This is a genomic window from Sneathia vaginalis (assembly GCF_000973085.1).
Lineage (GTDB): Bacteria > Fusobacteriota > Fusobacteriia > Fusobacteriales > Leptotrichiaceae > Sneathia > Sneathia vaginalis.
The window spans coordinates 1192362-1212035 of record NZ_CP011280.1; the positions used below are offsets into that span (position 1 = coordinate 1192362).

Sequence of the window (19674 nt, forward strand, 5' to 3'; positions counted from 1 at the left end):
ATCTATATTTCTATAATATTCCCTGTTGTTTTTAGAATATTATTTAATAATGCTAATCTATTGTTCTTCATTTCAACATCTTCAACATTTATCTTAATGTTATTAAAGAAGTTATTAATTACATCCTTATTCTCAAGTAAAATATCTATAGTACTTGAGAAGTCTTTATCTTTTAGGGTTAATAAGACTTCTAATAGAGCTTTTTCTTCTTTTTCTCTTATTAAATCAGAGTTAATTTCTGTTGTTTTAACATCTTTTAATATGTTTTTTACCCTCTTTAATACATTTATTAAATCAGTAAACTTATCAGTATTTTCTAATGTCTTTAATTTGTCTAATTTAACTAAAAGATTTTTGAAATTAGTTTCGTTATTTATTACATAACTAACTAAATCTCTATCATACATATCAGATAAAACATTTTCTAATCTTTGTTTAAAGTATGTTTTGTATTCTTCTAATGCCTTAGCATACTTAACTTCCTTATTCCCCTTAAATATATTATATGCCTTATCTATTAATTGTAAATAATCTACATCTAATTTTTTATCTAGTGCTACAAGACAAATACCTTGTGTTGCCCTTCTAATAGCATAAGGGTCTTTTGAACCTGTAGGTTTTAGACCAACACAAAATGCCCCTATACTTGTATCTAGCTTATCAGCTATTGAAGCTATAGCCCCTTGTATAGTTCCTGGTAATTTGTCTCCTTGGAATCTTGGCATATAGTGTTCTGGTATTGCTTTTGAAACAACTTCATTTTCTCCTGTTTTTTCTGCATAAATACCACCCATCATACCTTGCAATTCTGTAAATTCTTTTTCATTTATTACATTTGAAACTAAGTCTGCCTTTGCTAGGTAAATAGTACGTAATGTGTCAGAATCTGCATTTAAAAATTTAGCAATTTCAGTTGATCTTTGCATTTTTTCATATATAGTTCCCATATCTTTTTGGAACATTACATTTTTTAACTTTTCTACATTATCACTTAATTTATGCTTTAAGTCTTCATCAAAGAAGAATTTAGAATCTGCAAGTCTTGGTATTATTACTTTTTCATTACCTAACTTAACACTTTCTGAGTACATAGGTGCATTTCTAATTACCACAAAATTATTTGCTAACTTACCATCAGCAAATCTTACAGGGAAGTATCTTTGATGTGTCTTCATAGTTATAGTTATCAAGTCTTCTGGAAGTACAAGATAACTCTTATCAAATGAACCCATTATAGCATAAGGGTATTCAACCAAGTTTACAACTTCTTTTAATAATTTTTCATCTATTTGTGTCTTCTTTTCTTCTGTATCACAATTAGTATGTATTTGGTCAATTATCATTTGTTTTCTTTTATCATGACTTACTATTACATAGTTTTCTTCTAATAGCTTTTCATAAGAATCTATATCATCAATTTGTATTTCTTGACTCTTAAATATTCTCATACCTCTTGTAATGTTTCCAGATTTAACTCCTTCAAATGTAAAGTCAAGTACCTTATTATCTATTAGTGCCACTATCCATTTTATAGGTCTTACAAATCTAAAAGTATTAGAACCCCACTTCATAGTTTTTTCAAATTCTAATGATTTTAAAGCTTTATCCAAAATATCTTTTAATATTTCTTCTGTTTTCTTACCCTTTATATATTTTTTTATCTTAATATATTCACCCTTTGGTGTATTTACTATACTATAGTCATTTTCACCTAAGTTATTTGAAGATAAAAATCCAAGTAATGCCTTTGTTGGCTTTTTGTCTTTTAGTGCAACACTAGTGCTAGGTCCTATTTTTTCTTCATTTAAATCTTGTTGCATTTCGTCCATGCCATTTATTCTTAAAGCTAGTCTTCTTGGAGTACTAAATGATTCTATGCTTTCATAATGAATTCTATTTTCTTTTAATTCTTTTTCGACTTCTTTTTTTAAAGCTTTTTCAGATATATCTACATATCTTGAAGGCAATTCTTCAACACCTAATTCAAATAAAAATTTCATTATTTTTCTCCTTCTTTTAATAGTGGGAAACCTAAGTTTTTTCTATTTTCCACAAATATTTCTGCACATTTCTTTGCTAGATCACGTACTCTTAATATATATGCCATTCTCTCAGTTGTACCTATAGATCCTCTTGCATCTAAGTTATTAAATGTATGTGAACATTTTAATACATAGTCATATGCAGGTAATACTAGCTTATGCTCCAAACAATTATTTGCTTCTTTTTCGTACATATCAAATAGTTTAAAATTCATAGCACTATCACTTACTTCAAAGCTATATTTTGACATTTCATATTCATATTGGAATCTTCTTTCACCATATTTAACTCCATCTGCCCAGTCAAGATCATATACATTGTCTTTGTTTTGTAAATAAAGGGCAATTCTTTCTAACCCGTATGTTATTTCCACTGGTGTTATTTCAACTTCTAGACCTCCAACTTGTTGGAAATATGTGAATTGTGTTATTTCCATACCATCAAGCCATACTTCCCAACCTAGACCCCATGCTCCTAGTGTAGGTGATTCCCAGTTATCTTCAACAAATCTTACATCATGTTCTTTTAAGTCCAAACCTAATGCTTCAAGACTTTTTAAATACAATTCTTGTATATTATCAGGTGATGGTTTCATCAAAACTTGAAATTGATGGTGTTGATACACTCTATTAGGGTTTTGCCCATATCTACCGTCTTTAGGTCTTCTTGAAGGTTCAACATAGCAAACCTTCCATGGTTCTGGTCCTAATGACATTAAAAATGTATCAGGATTAAAAGTTCCAGCTCCTGTTTCAACATCATATGGATTAGCTAAAACACAACCTTGTTTTTGCCAATACTTTTGTAATGTTAATATTATATTTTGAAAAGTCATTTTTTCTTTCTCCTTTTTAATATATATGCAATTACTATTAAGTATACACCTATGTGTATGTACATATCTGCCACATTAAATATGAAAGACCATATTGTTCTAAAATCTATCATATCTATTACATACCCTCTAAAAAATCTATCAAACATATTGCCTAATGCTCCAGCTACGATAAATAGAACACCTATCTTGGTTAAGTTTGAATATTTACTGAAGTTTTTTAGCTCTGTCACATATACATATATTATTAATATACTACTTACAATAGTAAATGCCCTTATATGCCCTTGAAATATTCCAAATATGCCTCCATGATTTTCAACATAAGTAAAACGTAAAAAATCTCCCATAATTCTAAAAGAATATCCTATTACACCATTTGCTAAACTTCTTATTGCCTGTTTAGTTAACTGATCTATACCTAGCAAAAGGACAACTATTAATGCATATACAATCTCTTCATTATTCTTTTTCATTTAGTTCTCCATTTTGTTTCATTAATCTAAGAACTTCTGCATCTCTAGGTGTTACTTGTCCAAATTCGCTATCTCCTATTTCTGTACTATACTTCCAACATCTTTGACATTTTTCACCTAATGCTCTATCTATTCTTACTGTAACTCCTTCAATTTCTGTATTTTCTAAAGGTGTTGTTTCATATGCTATTTGAGATACTAAGAAGATATCAGATAAATCCCAATCTGAATATTCTTTTACAAATTCATAGTCCTTGTTTTGTATATTTAATACTACTCTAGCATCTAGTGCTAAACCTATTTCACCTTTTTGTCTTCTTTCTTCTATCTTTTTGTTTACTTCTTTTCTTAAAGCAGATAATTTTTCCCATTTAGCTTCTAGTTTGTCATCTATATATTCTTCATGTACTGGTATCCATGATGTTAATAGAACACTTTCACTATCTTTTAATTCTTCTGGCATCTTTTCCCATATTTCTTCAGCTGTAAATGATAAAACTGGAGAAATAGCTCTAACTAATATTTTTAATATTTCTGCTAATACTGTTTGTGCTGATCTTCTCTTTAATGATGTCTTGTATTCGCAGTATAGTCTGTCTTTTATTATATCCAAGTAGAATGATGACATTTCTATAATACAGAAATATGATATTTCTTGGAAGATGTTATAGAACTCAAAGTTATCATAAAGTTTTTCTAATTTTTTCTTTAATCTTTCTAGTCTATTTAATGCCCATCTATCTATTTCTAACATATCTTTGTAGTCTACTTTGTCTTCATTAATGTTAAAGTCACTAACATTACCTAGTAAGTATCTTGCAGTATTACGTATCTTTCTATATGAGTCTGAAGTTCTATTTAATATATCTTCTGATAATCTTACGTCTTCTCTGTAATCTACTGATGATACCCATAGTCTTAATATATCTGCACCATATTTATTAATTACATCATTAGGAGCTATGGTATTACCTATAGACTTACTCATTTTTCTACCTTGTCCATCATTAACAAAACCATGTGTTAGTATTTGCTTATATGGCTTATCTTTTGTACTAGATATTGATGTTAATAGTGATGATTGGAACCATCCTCTATGTTGGTCTGAACCTTCTAAGTATAGGTCTACTGGTCGTTTGTAACCTCTTTGAACTACAACTGATCTATGAGTTACACCTGAATCAAACCAAACATCTAATATACTTCTTTCTTTTCTTATTTCATCTGCATTCAAGTTATATTTTGCTAATAGTTCTTCTCCTATTAATTCTTTGGCAGAATATTTCCACCAAATATCTGTACCTTCTTTTTCTACCATAGCTATTATTCTATCCATAATGTCACTATGATATATTATTTCATTTTGTTTGTTATAGAAGATAGGTATAGGTACACCCCACACTCTTTGTCTTGAAATAGTCCAGTCTGGTCTTACTTCAAGCATAGATTTTATTCTATTTTTACCCCATTGTGGATAAAATTTAATTTCATCTAAAGCCTTTAATGCATTCCCCCTTATATCACTATCCATTATGTTTATAAACCATTGTTCTGTTGCTCTAAATATTATTGGCTTCTTACTTCTCCAGTCATGTGGGTATGAGTGTGTTATCTCTTCTACTGATAATATATATCCTGTTTCTAACAAGTCTTGTACTATTTGCTTTTCTGCTTTTTTGTAGAATAATCCTTCATATTTACCTGCTTCATAAGTCATATGACCCTTGTCATCTACTGGTGATAATATCCCTAGATTATACTTATTCCCTGCAATAAAGTCATCTGCCCCATGTCCTGGTGCTGTATGTACACAACCTGTACCTGCTTCTAATGTTACATGATCAGCTAATATTACAAGCCCTGTTCTGTCTATAAACGGATGCTTGTAATGAGTATTTTCTAATAGGTCTCCTTTAAATTCTTTTATCAATTCATAATCTAATCCCATCTTAGAAAATGCTTGTTTTGCTAATTCTTTTGCAACTACTAGATTACCTTTTTCTGTTTTGTAAACTCCGTAAACAAAGTCCTTATTCAATGCAATACCTAAGTTAGCTGGTAATGTCCATGGTGTTGTTGTCCAAATTACTATACTAGCTTTATCTAGCCCTATTTTATCTAAACCATCTTGGCACATATCCATTTTTACATATATTGCAGGTGATGTAACATTCTTGTACTCAATTTCTGCTTCAGCTAATGCTGTTTCTGTTGTAGGTGACCAATAAACTGGCTTTAGACCTTTGTATACATATCCATTTTCATAGATTTCTTTAAATACTCTTAATTCTTCAGCTTCGAATTCAGGTTTTAATGTAATGTATGGATTATCAAAATCACCTAAAACACCTAGTCTCACAAAGTCTTTCTTTTGTTTTTCTACTTGTTTTAAAGCATATTTTTTACATTCATTTCTCAAATCAAGTACAGACATAGATGCAACTTTTTCACCTTTTTCTTGAATTATCTTCCATTCTATAGGTAATCCATGTGTATCCCAACCAGGTATATATGGTGCATTATACCCTCTCATTCTCTTGTATTTAAGTATAATATCCTTTAATATCTTGTTGATTGCGTGTCCTACGTGGATATCTCCATTTGCATATGGTGGTCCATCATGTAGGAAAAACACTGGTTTTGTCTTATCTGCTATTGATTTTTCATAAATTTTTGCTTTTTGCCAATCCCTTAACTGTAATCCTTCTCTTTGTGCTAAATTTGCCTTCATTTTAAAGCTTGTCTTAGGTAAATTTAGTGTTTTAGAATAATCTATTTCCATTATTTAACTCCTTTTCTTGATAAAGTTACTCTGTGTCTAACTTTGTCAACACTTAATACTCTTACTTTAATAATCTGACCAACAGTCAATACTTGTGTTGGATCTTTAACAAATTTTTCTGATAATTCTGATATATGTATCATAGCGTCATTTTTTAAACCTATATCAACAAATACTCCAAATTTTGTAGCATTTCTAACTGTACCTTCTAGTATCATACCTTCTTTTAAGTCTTCCATTGTTAATATGTCAGATTTTAGTATAGGCATAGGATAGTCTTCTCTTGGGTCTCTTCTGTCTTTTAATAAGGCTTCATATACGTCTTTTATTGTATCTTTACCATAAGTATCTTCCATAGCTTTTAACACTTTTTTCAAACCAAGATTATTTAACTTTTGACGTATTTCAACATAGTTAGTTCTAAATTCACTAGGGTTAGATTCTACTAACTCTAAAATCTTTTCTGCTAGAGGATATGATTCTGGGTGAATTATTGTATTATCTAGTGGATTAATTGAATCTGGTATTACAACGAATCCTGCCATTTGTTCAAAAGCCTTAGCACCCAATCCTTTTACATTTTTTAATTCTTCTCTTGACTTAAAGTCTCCATGTTCTTTTCTGTATTCCACAATATTTTTAGCTATATTCTTCTTTACACCTGATACATAGCTTAATATTGAAAATGATGCACTATTTAGATTTACTCCAACTCTATTTACAATCTTTTCTATTGTTTCTACTAGTTTTTGTTCTAGTTCTTTTTGATTTACATCATGTTGATACATACCAACACCTATAGATTTTGGATCTATCTTAACTAATTCTGATAATGGATCTTGTATACGTCTTGCAATTGAAATAGTACCACGTACAGTTACATCTAAATCAGGAAATTCTTCATGAGCTAATTTAGATGCTGAATATACAGATGCTCCTGCTTCATTTACTATGACATACTTACAATTAAGTCCTTTAATTGCATCTGCAACAAAGCTTTCAGTTTCACGTGATGCTGTACCATTACCTATTACAATAATATCAACTGAATATTCTTTAATATATTTAAGTAGTTTAACACGTGATTTTTCTAGCATTGCTTCACTGTGTGCACCTTTTACAGGATATATTACATCTGATGTAATGTAGAAACCATCTTTTGAGATTACTGCTAGCTTACATCCTGTTCTAATACCAGGGTCTAATCCTAAAATTGTTTTTTTAAGTATAGGTGGTTGTAATAGTAGTGCTTCAAGGTTAGTTGCAAATATGTTTATTGCCTCTTTATCTGCCCTATCTGTCAATGTACTTCTAACTTCATTTTCTATTGAGGGGAATAGTAATCTGTCGTAACTATCATCTACAACCTTTTGAATTAATTCTTCTTTCATATCAGCATTTGCCTTTTTAAAGAAGTGATTATACATATATCTTTTTATCTTCAACTTATCTTGATCTTCAAAATCTATGTTAACTTTCAAGATCTTTTCTTTTTCAGCACGATTAATTGCTAATATCTTATGTGATGCAATCTTTTTAACAGTTTCACTGAATTCATAATAGTTTGAATATACTAATCTTTCATCTAGACTTCTATTTTTTTCTATTACACTAGCATATACTATACCAATATTTAATGTTTGTTCTCTTAAATACTCACGTATCTTTACGTTTTCTGATAAGTCTTGTGCTAGTATTAGGTAAGCACCTTCTATTGCTTCTGCTTCATTTAAAACTTCGCTAGTTATGTACTTACTTGCTTCACTAGAAATTTTAGCTATACTTAAACCATCATATATTTCTTTAGCAAAAGGTTCTAATCCTTTTTCTTTTGCAATATCTGCCTTAGTCTTTTTCTTTTTTTTGTAAGGTAAATATATGTCTTCAACTTTTTGTAAGACATTAGCTTCTAATATTTCTTTTTTTAGCTCTTCTGTTAATTTACCTTGCTCTTCTATTAAACGAATTACTTCTTCTTTTCTTTTCTCTAAATTCTTCTCATATGTTATTTTATCAATAATTTCTCTTATTTGTTCTTCATTCAAGCCACCTGTTACTTCTTTTCTATAACGTGAAATAAAGGGGATTGTTGCTCCTTCATCATATAGCTTAAATGTATCTGAAATGTTTTTTTCATTAATACCTAATATCAATGAAACCTTTTTTACTATCTCGTCCACGACGCCTCCTAAAATGTATACTTTTACAAGATATTGTAGCACATATTTATTTATTTTAAAAGATGGACAAATTCAAAAAAATACAAGGCTAAATAATTATAGCCTTGCATTTAAACTTTTTAATGTTTATTTAAAATTTGGTTAAGTTTTCTTTCAAGTTCTTTCACCTTTATATCTGTTGCTTTTTGTCTTTCTTCGTATTCTTTTATCTTCTTATTAGCTTCCACCAAATCTTTTTCTACAGTCTTCAACTTAGTACTATATTCTGTTGTTAATCTTTCATCTTTATCACCAAGCATAACTCCAGCTCCAACACCGAACGCAAGATTACCTTTATTGTTTACTGAACCACTTAATTTGTATACAAAGTTACGTTCTTCATTAGTTCCACTAAATCCTACTGCTAATGCATGTGATCCTCCATAGTATCCATATGCTGCACTTAAATTATGTCTATAGTCAGAATAAGAATTAACTTGAACTAGATTTGCCATTGCCACTGCATTTGCTACTCCACCTAATGCTAATTCAGATTTTTCAAGTGCTACAGTAGACTTCTTATCTACTACTCCTAACGCATCATTGTATCTAGATAAGTAGGTATTAACTTGTCTATCAGTAACTAATCTATCTTTAGGTTTAGCTATGTTTGAATCTTTAGATAATTTGTCAATTAAGTTAGTTTTTCCTGTTTCACTTAAATTAGTTGCATCTGCATTTAATTTATTACCCATATCTTGTTGTAATTTAATAATGCTAGATGTATTAGTATCTGCCTTAGTTGTTAATGAATTAATGTTATTTGTATTAGTTTCTAAGCTAGTTTTTAATTCTCCAATATTAGTATTAATATTACCTAATTTAGTATTAAATATACTATTTATTGAATTATTGTTAGTTAAATCAAGATCACTTTCTAACTTTGTTTTATTAACTTTTAATGTATAATTAAATTTATCATCTTTATCAGCAGTTATATAATTATCTCCTGTTATTGATAAATCATTTTTATCTAACTTGTCATCTAACTTAGTTTTAATATTATTAATTTCTTGTGTTGTATTCTTAAGACCTTCTACAGTAGTTTTTAACGCAGTAATATCACCAGTATTTGTTGTAACTTGAGTATTAAGACCTTTATACTTATTATCTAAGTCTGTTTTAATTTCATTTAATTTAGTGTATACTTTTCCACCTGTAACTAAATTTGTATTATTTTCTGCAACTTCACCAGTTCCTAATTTATTAGTTAAAGTAGTTTTACCTGTTTCACTTAAATTATCTGCATCTGCATTCAACTTTTTAGCTAAATCTTTTGTAGACTCACTAGATAATTGTTGTTTAAATGTAGTCATATAATTATATATAGTTGAACCTGTAACTAGTCCAGCATCACCATTAGCAACTTTGCCAGTTCCTAGTTTTTCAGCCCATTTATTTACAGCTATATTATCTGCAGCTACTTTAGCATATTCAGTTGCTAAGTTTGTTGTTCCTGCTATTTCTTTTACTTTTGATTCATCTAATTTTATCTTATATGTATCTTTATGACTATTTTTATCTTCTGACTTTGTAACAACAATTCCTGAATCATTTTTACTACTTTCTTTTTTATCTTCAACTATTTCTATTGATTCTTTTGCTTTGTCTTTTATTGTATTCTTTGCTGTTTCATCAATATTCGATAATGAAATGTTTGCATATTTTCCATCTGCTACACTACTTTGTAATGCTCCATCAATTTTTGTTTTTAATTCATCTGCAAGTGCAACTGTATATTTATTAGCTGTAGAAGTTACTTTTATTCCTTCTCCTTGTTCTACACTTACCTTTGATTCATTAATCTTTGCTTTTAATTTAGTATCATCTATTCCAAGTTTATATGTTACTGAACTTATTCCGTCATCTGTACTTGGTGTTGTTGTTAATGTTATTATATCTCCTTCTTTTTCAACTTTTGTCTTTGAATTCTTAATAGCATTATACACTGTCTTTCCTGTTACTAAATTTGTTTCATTAGTTGTAATAGATCCTGTTCCTAGTTTTTCAGCCCATTTATTTACAGTTATATTATCTGCATCTACTTTAGCATATTCAGTTGCTAAGTTTGTTGTTCCTGCTATTTCTTTTACTTTTGATTCATCTAATTTTATCTTATATGTATCTTTATGACTATTTTTATCTTCTGACTTTGTAACAACAATTCCTGAATCATTTTTACTACTTTCTTTTTTATCTTCAACTATTTCTATTGATTCTTTTGCTTTGTCTTTTATTGTATTCTTTGCTGTTTCATCAATATTCGATAATGAAATGTTTGCATATTTTCCATCTGCTACACTACTTTGTAATGCTCCATCAATTTTTGTTTTTAATTCATCTGCAAGTGCAACTGTATATTTATTAGCTGTAGAAGTTACTTTTATTCCTTCTCCTTGTTCTACACTTACCTTTGATTCATTAATCTTTGCTTTTAATTTAGTATCATCTATTCCAAGTTTATATGTTACTGAACTTATTCCGTCATCTGTACTTGGTGTTGCTGTTAATGTTATTATATCTCCTTCTTTTTCAACTTTTGTCTTTGAATTCTTAATAGCATTAAATACTGTCTTCCCTGTTACTAAATTTGTTTCATTAGTTGTAATAGATCCTGTACCTAGTTTTTCAGCCCATTTATTTACAGCTATATTATCTGCAGCTACTTTAGCATATTCAGTTGCTAAGTTTGTTGTTCCTGCTATTTCTTTTACTTTTGATTCATCTAATTTTATCTTATATGTATCTTTATGACTATTTTTATCTTCTGACTTTGTAACAACAATTCCTGAATCATTTTTACTACTTTCTTTTTTATCTTCAACTATTTCTATTGATTCTTTTGCTTTGTCTTTTATTGTATTCTTTGCTGTTTCATCAATATTCGATAATGAAATGTTTGCATATTTTCCATCTGCTACAGCACTTCCACCACTGCCACCTTTATTGTCATTAATTGCTTTCTTTAATTGTGCAACAGTAACTGCATCAGAATCAGCTGAACCATCTGCAACATTAGTTAGTCTTCTTTTTCTATCTTCTTTTCCAAATGAAACTGTTTCTCCACTTGTATGGTCAACTTCTGTAAATGCACTCTTACCATTACTTTTAACTGCCAATGAATCTGCTCCTATTGCTACTGAACCACTGTGTTCTACAGCAGAGTCTTTACCTATAGCAACTGAATATTCTGATTTTTCTCCTCCAACTTCTATTCGATAAATTTTGCTAAGATCATTTTTCTTTTCTAATTCTTGTTTTGCTGCCTCAAGAGTATCAAATTCTTCAATTTTTTCTACTGTGTCTTTACCCTCAATTGTTTTAAGAACATACTTTATTTTCCCAGTTCTAGATCCTTCTCCTATGGCAACACTTGATTCTCCAAATATTATAGAATTTTTACCTATAGCTACTGAATTTTTACCTTCTGTATCTGCATTTTCTCCTATTGACACAGCACTTTCAAATCCAGATATGGCTCCTTTACCTATTGCAATTACATTATCAGCAAAAGCACTTGCATTTTTACCTAATGCTATCGCATTTTCTACTGGTTTTACTTCAAATTTATAATATCCTTTATCGTCTTCACCAGGGCTATAGAATTGTTTTGCAATATCATTCCAATTTTTTGCATCTATTTCTACCCCATTCTTATCAGAAAGAACTCCATTATCTTTTGTACTTAATGTTAGTCTTTTCTTCATTGCAATAGCATTATCACCTATAGCTATATTTGAATTACCACTTGATTTAGTTCCGTCTCCTATAACTATTGTTTTTTTGTACTCTACATTGCCTTCATTTTCAAATTTAACTATTGTATCTGGAGTATTTAAAATACGAGCTATTTGTTGACCTACTTTTCCTTTAAAAGTTTTACTAAATAGTGTCGCATCTCTTCCTATCGCTATATTACCTTCTCCATCTGCAATTGCATCTTTACCAAGTGAAATTGAATCTTTCCCTGATAGTGTATCAACACCTATAGCTATACCATTTTCTCCTTTTATTTCAGCACCTTTACCTATAGCTATACTATGTGCAAAATCTATTCCTAAATTATTAAAGTTTGTACCTAGCTTATTAATTTCATTCATTCTTTCTGTATATTCTTTATTAATTTCTTCACTATCTTTTGTTTTAAACTTTCCTTCAATTTTGTTTGATACTTTTTGGGATATTAATTTATTTGTTTCTTTTAATTTATCCATTTGTTTTTTTACATCTCTTGCTTTTTGGTTTATTTCCTTTATTTTCTTTTTATCTTTACCATTCGCTTCTTCTAATGCTACTTCTTTTAAATATCCAATTTTTTCTTTCAATAAGTCTAAATATTTATTATAATCTTTATACTCTTTAACATCCTCGTCGCTATATTGTACTGAAACAAAATGTAGACTATTTGGATAATCATAGTCTTTTAAATCTTTAATTGTTGCTGGTTTTGTTTCATCTACTGTCTCAGAAAAGTTTACTTGCGATAAAAGCAATCCCCCTGTCATTAAAAAAAATATTACCATTCTTTTGGTAACTTTCACTCTATTTTTACAAATTTTCTTTAAAAATTTTAATGCTTCATTTTTCATTTATTTGTCCCCTTACTTTTGTTAACGTTACATATTAATTGTAGTCCAAAAAAAAAAAAAAAAAGCACTTTTTTACTAAACATCAGTTTGTTTATTAACTTAAATAATTTTTTACATATTTCCCTTAATGTTTACTAGCGTTAAGTAATGGGCGTTTTTTAACTAAAAATCACAAAAATACAAATTTTTATTAAGAATTTGATATAAAAAAACAAGACACAACCCTGTGCCCTGTCCTTTATTTATTTAATCTAGAGTAAAGTTTATTGAACTTATATAGTTTTTCTGCATTTTCTTTTGTTAAATATTTTTTATCTAATCTAAATGTCCAATTTCCTAATGTAGATGGTATATTCATTCTGTAATCATTATTCAATTGGAAAAAGTCTTGTATTTGAGTTATTGCAATATTTGCAACACTACTCCATGCAGCACGCAATATTCCCCAAGCATATCCTTCTTCTTCAGTTAGGTTAAGATATCTTCTTGCAAAGTCTAATGTTGGCGTTCCCTTTTGCCATTCTATCCAACCTTGTAGAGTATCACTATCATGAGTACTACAGTATACTGCCCAATTTCTTTCTATATTATGAGGTAAAAAATCGCTTTCATTATTTGGATCAAAAGCAAACTCTAATACCTTCATACCAGGAAATCCAGTTTCAGTTCTGAATTTTACAACTTCTTTAGTTGTATATCCAAGATCCTCTGCTATTATATCTATATCTCCCAGTTGTTTTTTCACTTCATTAAATAGATCCATACCTGGACCTTTTACCCAGCTTCCAGTACTTGCATTAACACTACCCTTAGGTATAGCCCAATATGATTCAAATCCTCTAAAATGGTCTATTCTTAAGACATCACAAAGTTTTAGGCTCTTTTTTATTCTATTAACCCACCATTTGTATTTGTCTTTTTTCATATATTCCCAATCATATGTAGGATTACCCCACAATTGTCCTCCATCTGAGAATGAATCTGGTGGACAACCACCAACTAGGTCTAATCTAAATTGTTTTTCATCTGACCATACATCGCATGAATCTCCTGCACAATATATTGGAATATCTCCAACTATCTTTATTCCCTTATCATTAACATATTTTTTTAAATTTGTATATTGCTTGAAGAATTCATATTGCATAAAATATTGAAATTGTATGTCATTTTTTAATTCTTCACTGTACTTTTTTATTGCATCTTCTTTTCTATTTTTAATATCTTCATCCCAAGTGTCATATGAAGCACCATTGAAATGATTTTTTAATGCGATAAATAGGGCATAATCTTTTACCCAGTCAGAATGTTTTTCAACAAATTCATTTAGTTTGTCAAATTCTTTAAATCTTTCAAACGCCTTTTTTAGTACTGTATATCTGTTATTGTATAATTTAGCATAATCTACTTTTAGTGGATTATCTCCAAAATCTATATTAATATATTCTTCCTCTAATAGCAGTCCATCATCTTTCAAAATATCAAGGTCTATAAAATATGGATTCCCTGCAAATGATGAAAAAGATTGATATGGTGAATCTCCATAACTTGTAGGCCCTAATGGTAATATTTGCCAATAATGAAATCCTGCATTCTTTAAAAAGTCACAAAACTCATATGCTCCTTTACCAAATGTTCCTATACCATATTTTGATGGTAGTGATGAAATATGCATTATTACACCACTTTTTCTATTTGTATTTATTGCCTTATAGTCATAATCTTTATCTAACATTATTCCTCCCATAGTATGTTTGCTTGAATAATAGCATAATTTTTTTTCATTAATCTATTTTCTATTTTTTGTATCAATAGTTCACATGCTTTTTTACCTAACTCTTTTACTTTTATGTCTACTGTTGTGAAGTTATAGTTTGAAGTTTTCTTCAAGTATGTATTGTTAAATCCTGTAACAATTACATTTCTTTTATTAAGACTCTTACAAGCCTTTATTGAAGCAATAGCTAAAACATCATCCGTTGTTACAATAGCGTCTATTTTTCTATTATTACGTAAATATTCTCTTATTATATCATAAGCTGTGTCGATATTAAATAGAGATTCTATAATATATTCTTTAGATATATTTTTTTCTTTTAAGGCCTTCACATATCCTTTATATCTATAATTTGTAACCTTTAGGTTCATAGGACCTCCAACAAAACAAATATTTTTCTTTTTGTTTTGTTCAATTAACTTTTTAGTAATTGTATATGTTGTCTTTGTATTATCGTTATCCACCCATATATATTCACTAGTATCATTAGGAGTCCCTATTATACTAAAAGGAAATTGTATATTTTCTAAATATTTTAATAATTTTTCATCGTCATAGGCACGCAAGAAGATTAGACCATCTAATCTTCTTGAACCTACTAATGATTTAACATATTCTTCTTCAGTTTCACTGTTATTGCAGTGAATGTACAGGGTATAGTAATCCTTGTTTATTAAATAATCACATATACCACTTAATATTTCTGAAAAGAAATTATTTGATAAGGGATCAATGTCTTTTGAATTCAACACTATCCCTATTATTTTACTACTATTCCTTGTTAAACTTTGTGCCATAGAGTTTGGAACATAATTCAAATTATCTATAACCTTTTGTACTTTCTTCTTAGTTTCTTTGCTTATTAAACTGCTATTGGCTATAACTCTTGAAACTGTTGCTGTACTAACATTAGCTTTTTTAGCAACATCTGCTAATGTAACTCTATTCAACATAATTCACCTAAATTCTATTTCCTTCTTCATCAAAGTAGTGTAATGCTTCTGTATCAAATGTAAATTTATGTGTTTCACCTACATTATACTTAAAGTAACTAGGTACTGTTATTATCAATTGAGTGTCATCTGCTAATTTAACATATAGAGCTTTTTCTTTACCTAACATTTCAATAACGTCTATCTTTGCTTCTATAGTATTTTGAGTTCTATCTGCATCGCTTAAGAATCTTTCACTTCTTATACCAACAGTAACTTTTTTACCTTCATATTCTTTAAGTCTTTCATCTACATTAATCTTTACTACACCACTATCACTTACAAATATTCCACCTTGTATCTTACCGTTGATTACATTCATTGTAGGTGAACCTATGAATTTTGCAACGAATAAGTTTGCAGGTTTGTTATAGAATTCTTCTGGTTTACCAAATTGTTGTATTACTCCCTTGTCTAATAGGCAAATCTTTGTACCCATAGTCATAGCTTCTGTTTGGTCGTGTGTAACGTATATAGAAGTTGTTCCTAGACTTTGGTGTATTCTTACTAATTCAACTCTCATGTGTTCTCTTAATTTTGCATCCAAGTTTGATAAAGGTTCGTCCATTAAGAATACTGCTGGTTTTCTAACTATTGCACGTCCTAATGCAACCCTTTGTCTTTGTCCTCCAGAGATATCAGAAGGTTTAGAATATAGATATTTTTCTATTTGTAATATTTTTGCTGCTTCTAATACTCTTTCGTGTATTATTCTCTTATCCATCTTTCTCATTGCAAGAGAGAATGCCATGTTATCATAAACTGTCATATGTGGGTATAGAGCATAGCTTTGGAAAACCATAGCTATATTTCTATCTTTTGATGCAACTTTATTCATTAACTTACCATTGAATAATAGTTCTCCTTCTGTTATTGAGTTAAGTCCTGCTATCATTCTTAATAATGTTGATTTACCACATCCTGATGGTCCTAATATTATACAGAAATCTTTACTTTCAATATCAAGATTAATATGTCTTATTGTAAATTCTTCTCTACCTTCGTATTTTTTACCTATATTTTTTAACTCTACTTTCATAAATCCTTATCCTTTCACTGATCCACTTGATAATCCAGAAACTAATTGTTTTTGTAAGAATATAAACAATACAACTATAGGTATAGCTGTTAAGAATCCACCAGCAGCAAATACTGGTTCTAATTTTGTTCTTTCGTCATTAATTAATGTAAATAGCCCAGCTGCTAATGTATAACTCTTAGGTGATGTTAATAGTACTTTTGGTAATAGATAATCCATAAATGGTCCTATAAATGACCATAATGCAATTATTGCTATCATTGGCTTTGCAATAGGTAGAATTATCAATCTATATACTTGCATATTTGAACAACCTTCCATCTTGGCTGCTTCGTCTAATTCAACTGATATTGAATCTATATATCCTTTAAGTATAAAGGTATTACCTGCAACCCCACCGATTGCATATATTAATATTAACATCATTGTTCTTGTGAATAATGGGAATATTGCTTCTACTATTGAGTGCATAGTGTAGTATGCTGCTATACCTGCGAATGCTGGTATAACTTGTATTAGCATTATTGCCATAAGCGAACCTTTTTTACCTTTAAATCTAAATCTTGAATATACATATCCTGTATATGATACTATTATTAAAGTTATAATAGCAGTTAAACACGCTATTACAAGTGTATTTACAACCCATCTTAAGAACAATGTCTTAGTGAATAATATTTTAAATTGTTTTAGTGAAAATTGGAAATCTGATCCCATTACTATATATTGTGATTGTAATCCATTAAATGATGATATAACCATGACTAATAGTGGTATTATTATTAATAAAGCCCATATTATTAATATCGCATAGCTTATTGTTAACCCTATCTTACCAGACAATGTTAAAGGTGGTTTATCTGATAAATATAGATTAGATTTCTTTTGTTTCTTACTAGCCATTATTTTTCCTCCTTGAATGCCTTTGAATTCTTAAATCCTATGTAAGCAAACACCATTAAACCTAATGAAATAAATATAGTTATCGCAGCACCAATTGATTGATATTGTTTTTCTATAGTTAATTTATATATATATGAAATTAATAAATCTGTACTTCCTGCTATATTTCCATAATTACTTGGATCAAATGGCCCTCCACCATTGAATAGATAAATTATAGAGAAATTATTAAAGTTAAATGTATATTGTCCTATTAATAAAGGTGCTGTTTGGAATAAGACTAATGGTAAAGTAATCTTACTTAATTTTTGCCAACCTGTTGCACCATCAATTTCTGCTGCTTCATACAAGTCTTGTGGTATTCCTTGTAATACTCCTGTTGATAATAGGAATATGTATGAACTTCCAAGCCAAGTTTGTAATAATATTAATGCTATTCTAGTTAAATTTGCACTACTCTTTATTGCAAAGTTACCACCAAATATACCTTCTAGTAATTTAGTTATTTGTCCATTTGGTGAAGTCATAATACTAAAGAACATTATTGTTATAAACGCTGGTACAGCCCAAGGTAATAAGAATACTGTTCTAATTATTGACTTACCTTTTATTCTATCGTTATTTGCAAGTAATGCTAAGAAGAATCCTACTGCTATTGCACAAGTACTTGAGAATATAGTCCATATTATTGTCCATCCTAAAATTAACCAGAATGGTCCTCCTGCAATACCTTTACCTTCTATTAGTAATAGATAGTTCTTTAATCCTACCCAAGCAAATTTAGATTGGTGTTTAGGATCCATACCTGCAAATGATAACAAGATAGTTGTGAATATTGGTAATAATACTATAAACATTAATAATATACCTGTTGATACAGTTACTATGTATGGGAATCCATCATCTTGTATTGAAGTAATAATTTCAAAAGTTGTTTTAGGTCTTATACCTTTTGCTTTTGCTTTTAATACGTCACGACAATCCATAAATGCTACTGCCATAATAGTTATTGCTAATAGTATTAGTATTACTGCAACTAACCCTTCTATCATGAATATCATTGATTTGTCTAATTTTTTAGCTCCCTTAGCTAAAGTATATAATCCATAGATTCCTTGTCCTCTATAATTACCGTATCCTAAAGCATATGGAATAGCTGCAAAATAGATAAATATTGTACCTATGAATAATAGGCAAGCTTTTAGATATTGTTTGTTTAATAATTGCCCTAATCCTGGTATTATTATTGATAAAATAGGAGCTATTTTATTGACTTTTTCTATTTCTACAGGGGTTTTTCTTACTATATCCGATATATCTTGTTGAAGTATCTTGTATTTTGAATCTACTTCAACTGATGTAATATATTTTGCTACTCTTATTCTACTTTTTAAATCTTCACTAGGTATTTGTAATTTTAATACTTCTATTTTATCTTTTGCTGCTTGTTTTAATTGGTTAACTTCTTCTTCATAAGCTTTTTCAGAAATTAATCCTTCATTTCTGCTATTTTTTAATTTACCTTTATTCTTTTCTAATTCTTTTTTCAAGTCTTCTTTCTTTTGTTCGAACACTTTCTTAGCTTCTTCATTAGCCTTATTATCTAATTCTGATAATTTCTTTTTGAATTGTGCTTCTTCACATATAGTTGAAACATAAAGGTCTATTATTCCTGGAAGTCTTTCTTCCTTTAATTTATTTACTAAATATTCAAGTTCATAATCATAACTTAATTCAGTATATGGTTTATAGAATTCTGTCTTCTTTTTTGATTCCATCAATTCTATTCTTAATTTTGTTTCTTTCTTATCACATGTGCCTTTGTACTCTTGTTTCTTCTTATTTACTTCAGATTTCAATTCTAATAAGAAGGCTTTTTCTTTTTCTTTGAATGAATTTAATTCTTTAAGATATGGGTGAGTACTTTTATCAACTTTTACACCTTTTGCTAAATCTTTTAAGTAAAGATTTTTTCTTTCATGGGCATTACCTATACTATCGTAAACATATTCGTCCATA

General features: G+C 29.1%; 11 protein-coding genes. All 11 read right to left on the reverse strand.

Going from position 1 to position 19674, the window contains the following annotated elements; genetic code table 11:
• Window positions 1–2: 2 nt before the first annotated feature.
• Window positions 3–2000, reverse strand: a complete 1998-nt coding sequence (glyS, locus tag VC03_RS05845; protein WP_046329098.1) for a glycine--tRNA ligase subunit beta — start codon at window positions 1998–2000, stop codon at window positions 3–5.
• A complete protein-coding gene (gene glyQ / locus VC03_RS05850) occupies window positions 2000–2878 on the reverse strand; it encodes a glycine--tRNA ligase subunit alpha (protein ID WP_046329099.1) in 879 nt (292 codons plus the stop codon). Before glyQ ends, glyS begins: the two co-directional genes overlap by 1 nt.
• The gene (gene lspA, locus VC03_RS05855; protein WP_226869161.1) at window positions 2875–3354 is read right to left on the reverse strand and encodes a signal peptidase II; all 480 of its coding nucleotides are present in this window, start codon (window positions 3352–3354) and stop codon (window positions 2875–2877) included. Before lspA ends, glyQ begins: the two co-directional genes overlap by 4 nt.
• A complete protein-coding gene (ileS, locus tag VC03_RS05860) occupies window positions 3341–6136 on the reverse strand; it encodes an isoleucine--tRNA ligase (protein ID WP_200893820.1) in 2796 nt (931 codons plus the stop codon). The genes lspA and ileS overlap by 14 nt, the downstream gene beginning before the upstream one ends.
• Window positions 6136–8316: a Tex family protein gene (locus tag VC03_RS05865; RefSeq protein ID WP_046329101.1), complete on the reverse strand. Its 2181-nt coding sequence runs from the start codon at window positions 8314–8316 to the stop codon at window positions 6136–6138. Before VC03_RS05865 ends, ileS begins: the two co-directional genes overlap by 1 nt.
• A gap of 119 nt (window positions 8317–8435) precedes the next feature.
• A complete protein-coding gene (locus tag VC03_RS05870) occupies window positions 8436–12944 on the reverse strand; it encodes a YadA C-terminal domain-containing protein (protein WP_046329102.1) in 4509 nt (1502 codons plus the stop codon).
• A gap of 238 nt (window positions 12945–13182) precedes the next feature.
• The gene (malQ, locus tag VC03_RS05875) at window positions 13183–14679 is read right to left on the reverse strand and encodes a 4-alpha-glucanotransferase (RefSeq protein WP_046329103.1); all 1497 of its coding nucleotides are present in this window, start codon (window positions 14677–14679) and stop codon (window positions 13183–13185) included.
• Window positions 14679–15674 carry a LacI family DNA-binding transcriptional regulator gene (locus tag VC03_RS05880; protein WP_046329104.1) on the reverse strand — a complete coding sequence of 332 codons (996 nt, stop codon included), beginning with the start codon at window positions 15672–15674 and terminating at the stop codon, window positions 14679–14681. Before VC03_RS05880 ends, malQ begins: the two co-directional genes overlap by 1 nt.
• A 7-nt stretch (window positions 15675–15681) precedes the next feature.
• Window positions 15682–16752 carry an ABC transporter ATP-binding protein gene (locus tag VC03_RS05885; protein WP_046329105.1) on the reverse strand — a complete coding sequence of 357 codons (1071 nt, stop codon included), beginning with the start codon at window positions 16750–16752 and terminating at the stop codon, window positions 15682–15684.
• A 6-nt stretch (window positions 16753–16758) separates the two neighbouring features.
• Entirely contained in the window at window positions 16759–17655 is an 897-nt protein-coding gene (locus tag VC03_RS05890; protein WP_046329106.1) for a sugar ABC transporter permease, read from the reverse strand.
• Window positions 17655–19673 carry a carbohydrate ABC transporter permease gene (locus VC03_RS05895; RefSeq protein ID WP_052727719.1) on the reverse strand — a complete coding sequence of 673 codons (2019 nt, stop codon included), beginning with the start codon at window positions 19671–19673 and terminating at the stop codon, window positions 17655–17657. The genes VC03_RS05890 and VC03_RS05895 overlap by 1 nt, the downstream gene beginning before the upstream one ends.
• Between the last annotated feature and the right edge of the window lies 1 nt (window position 19674).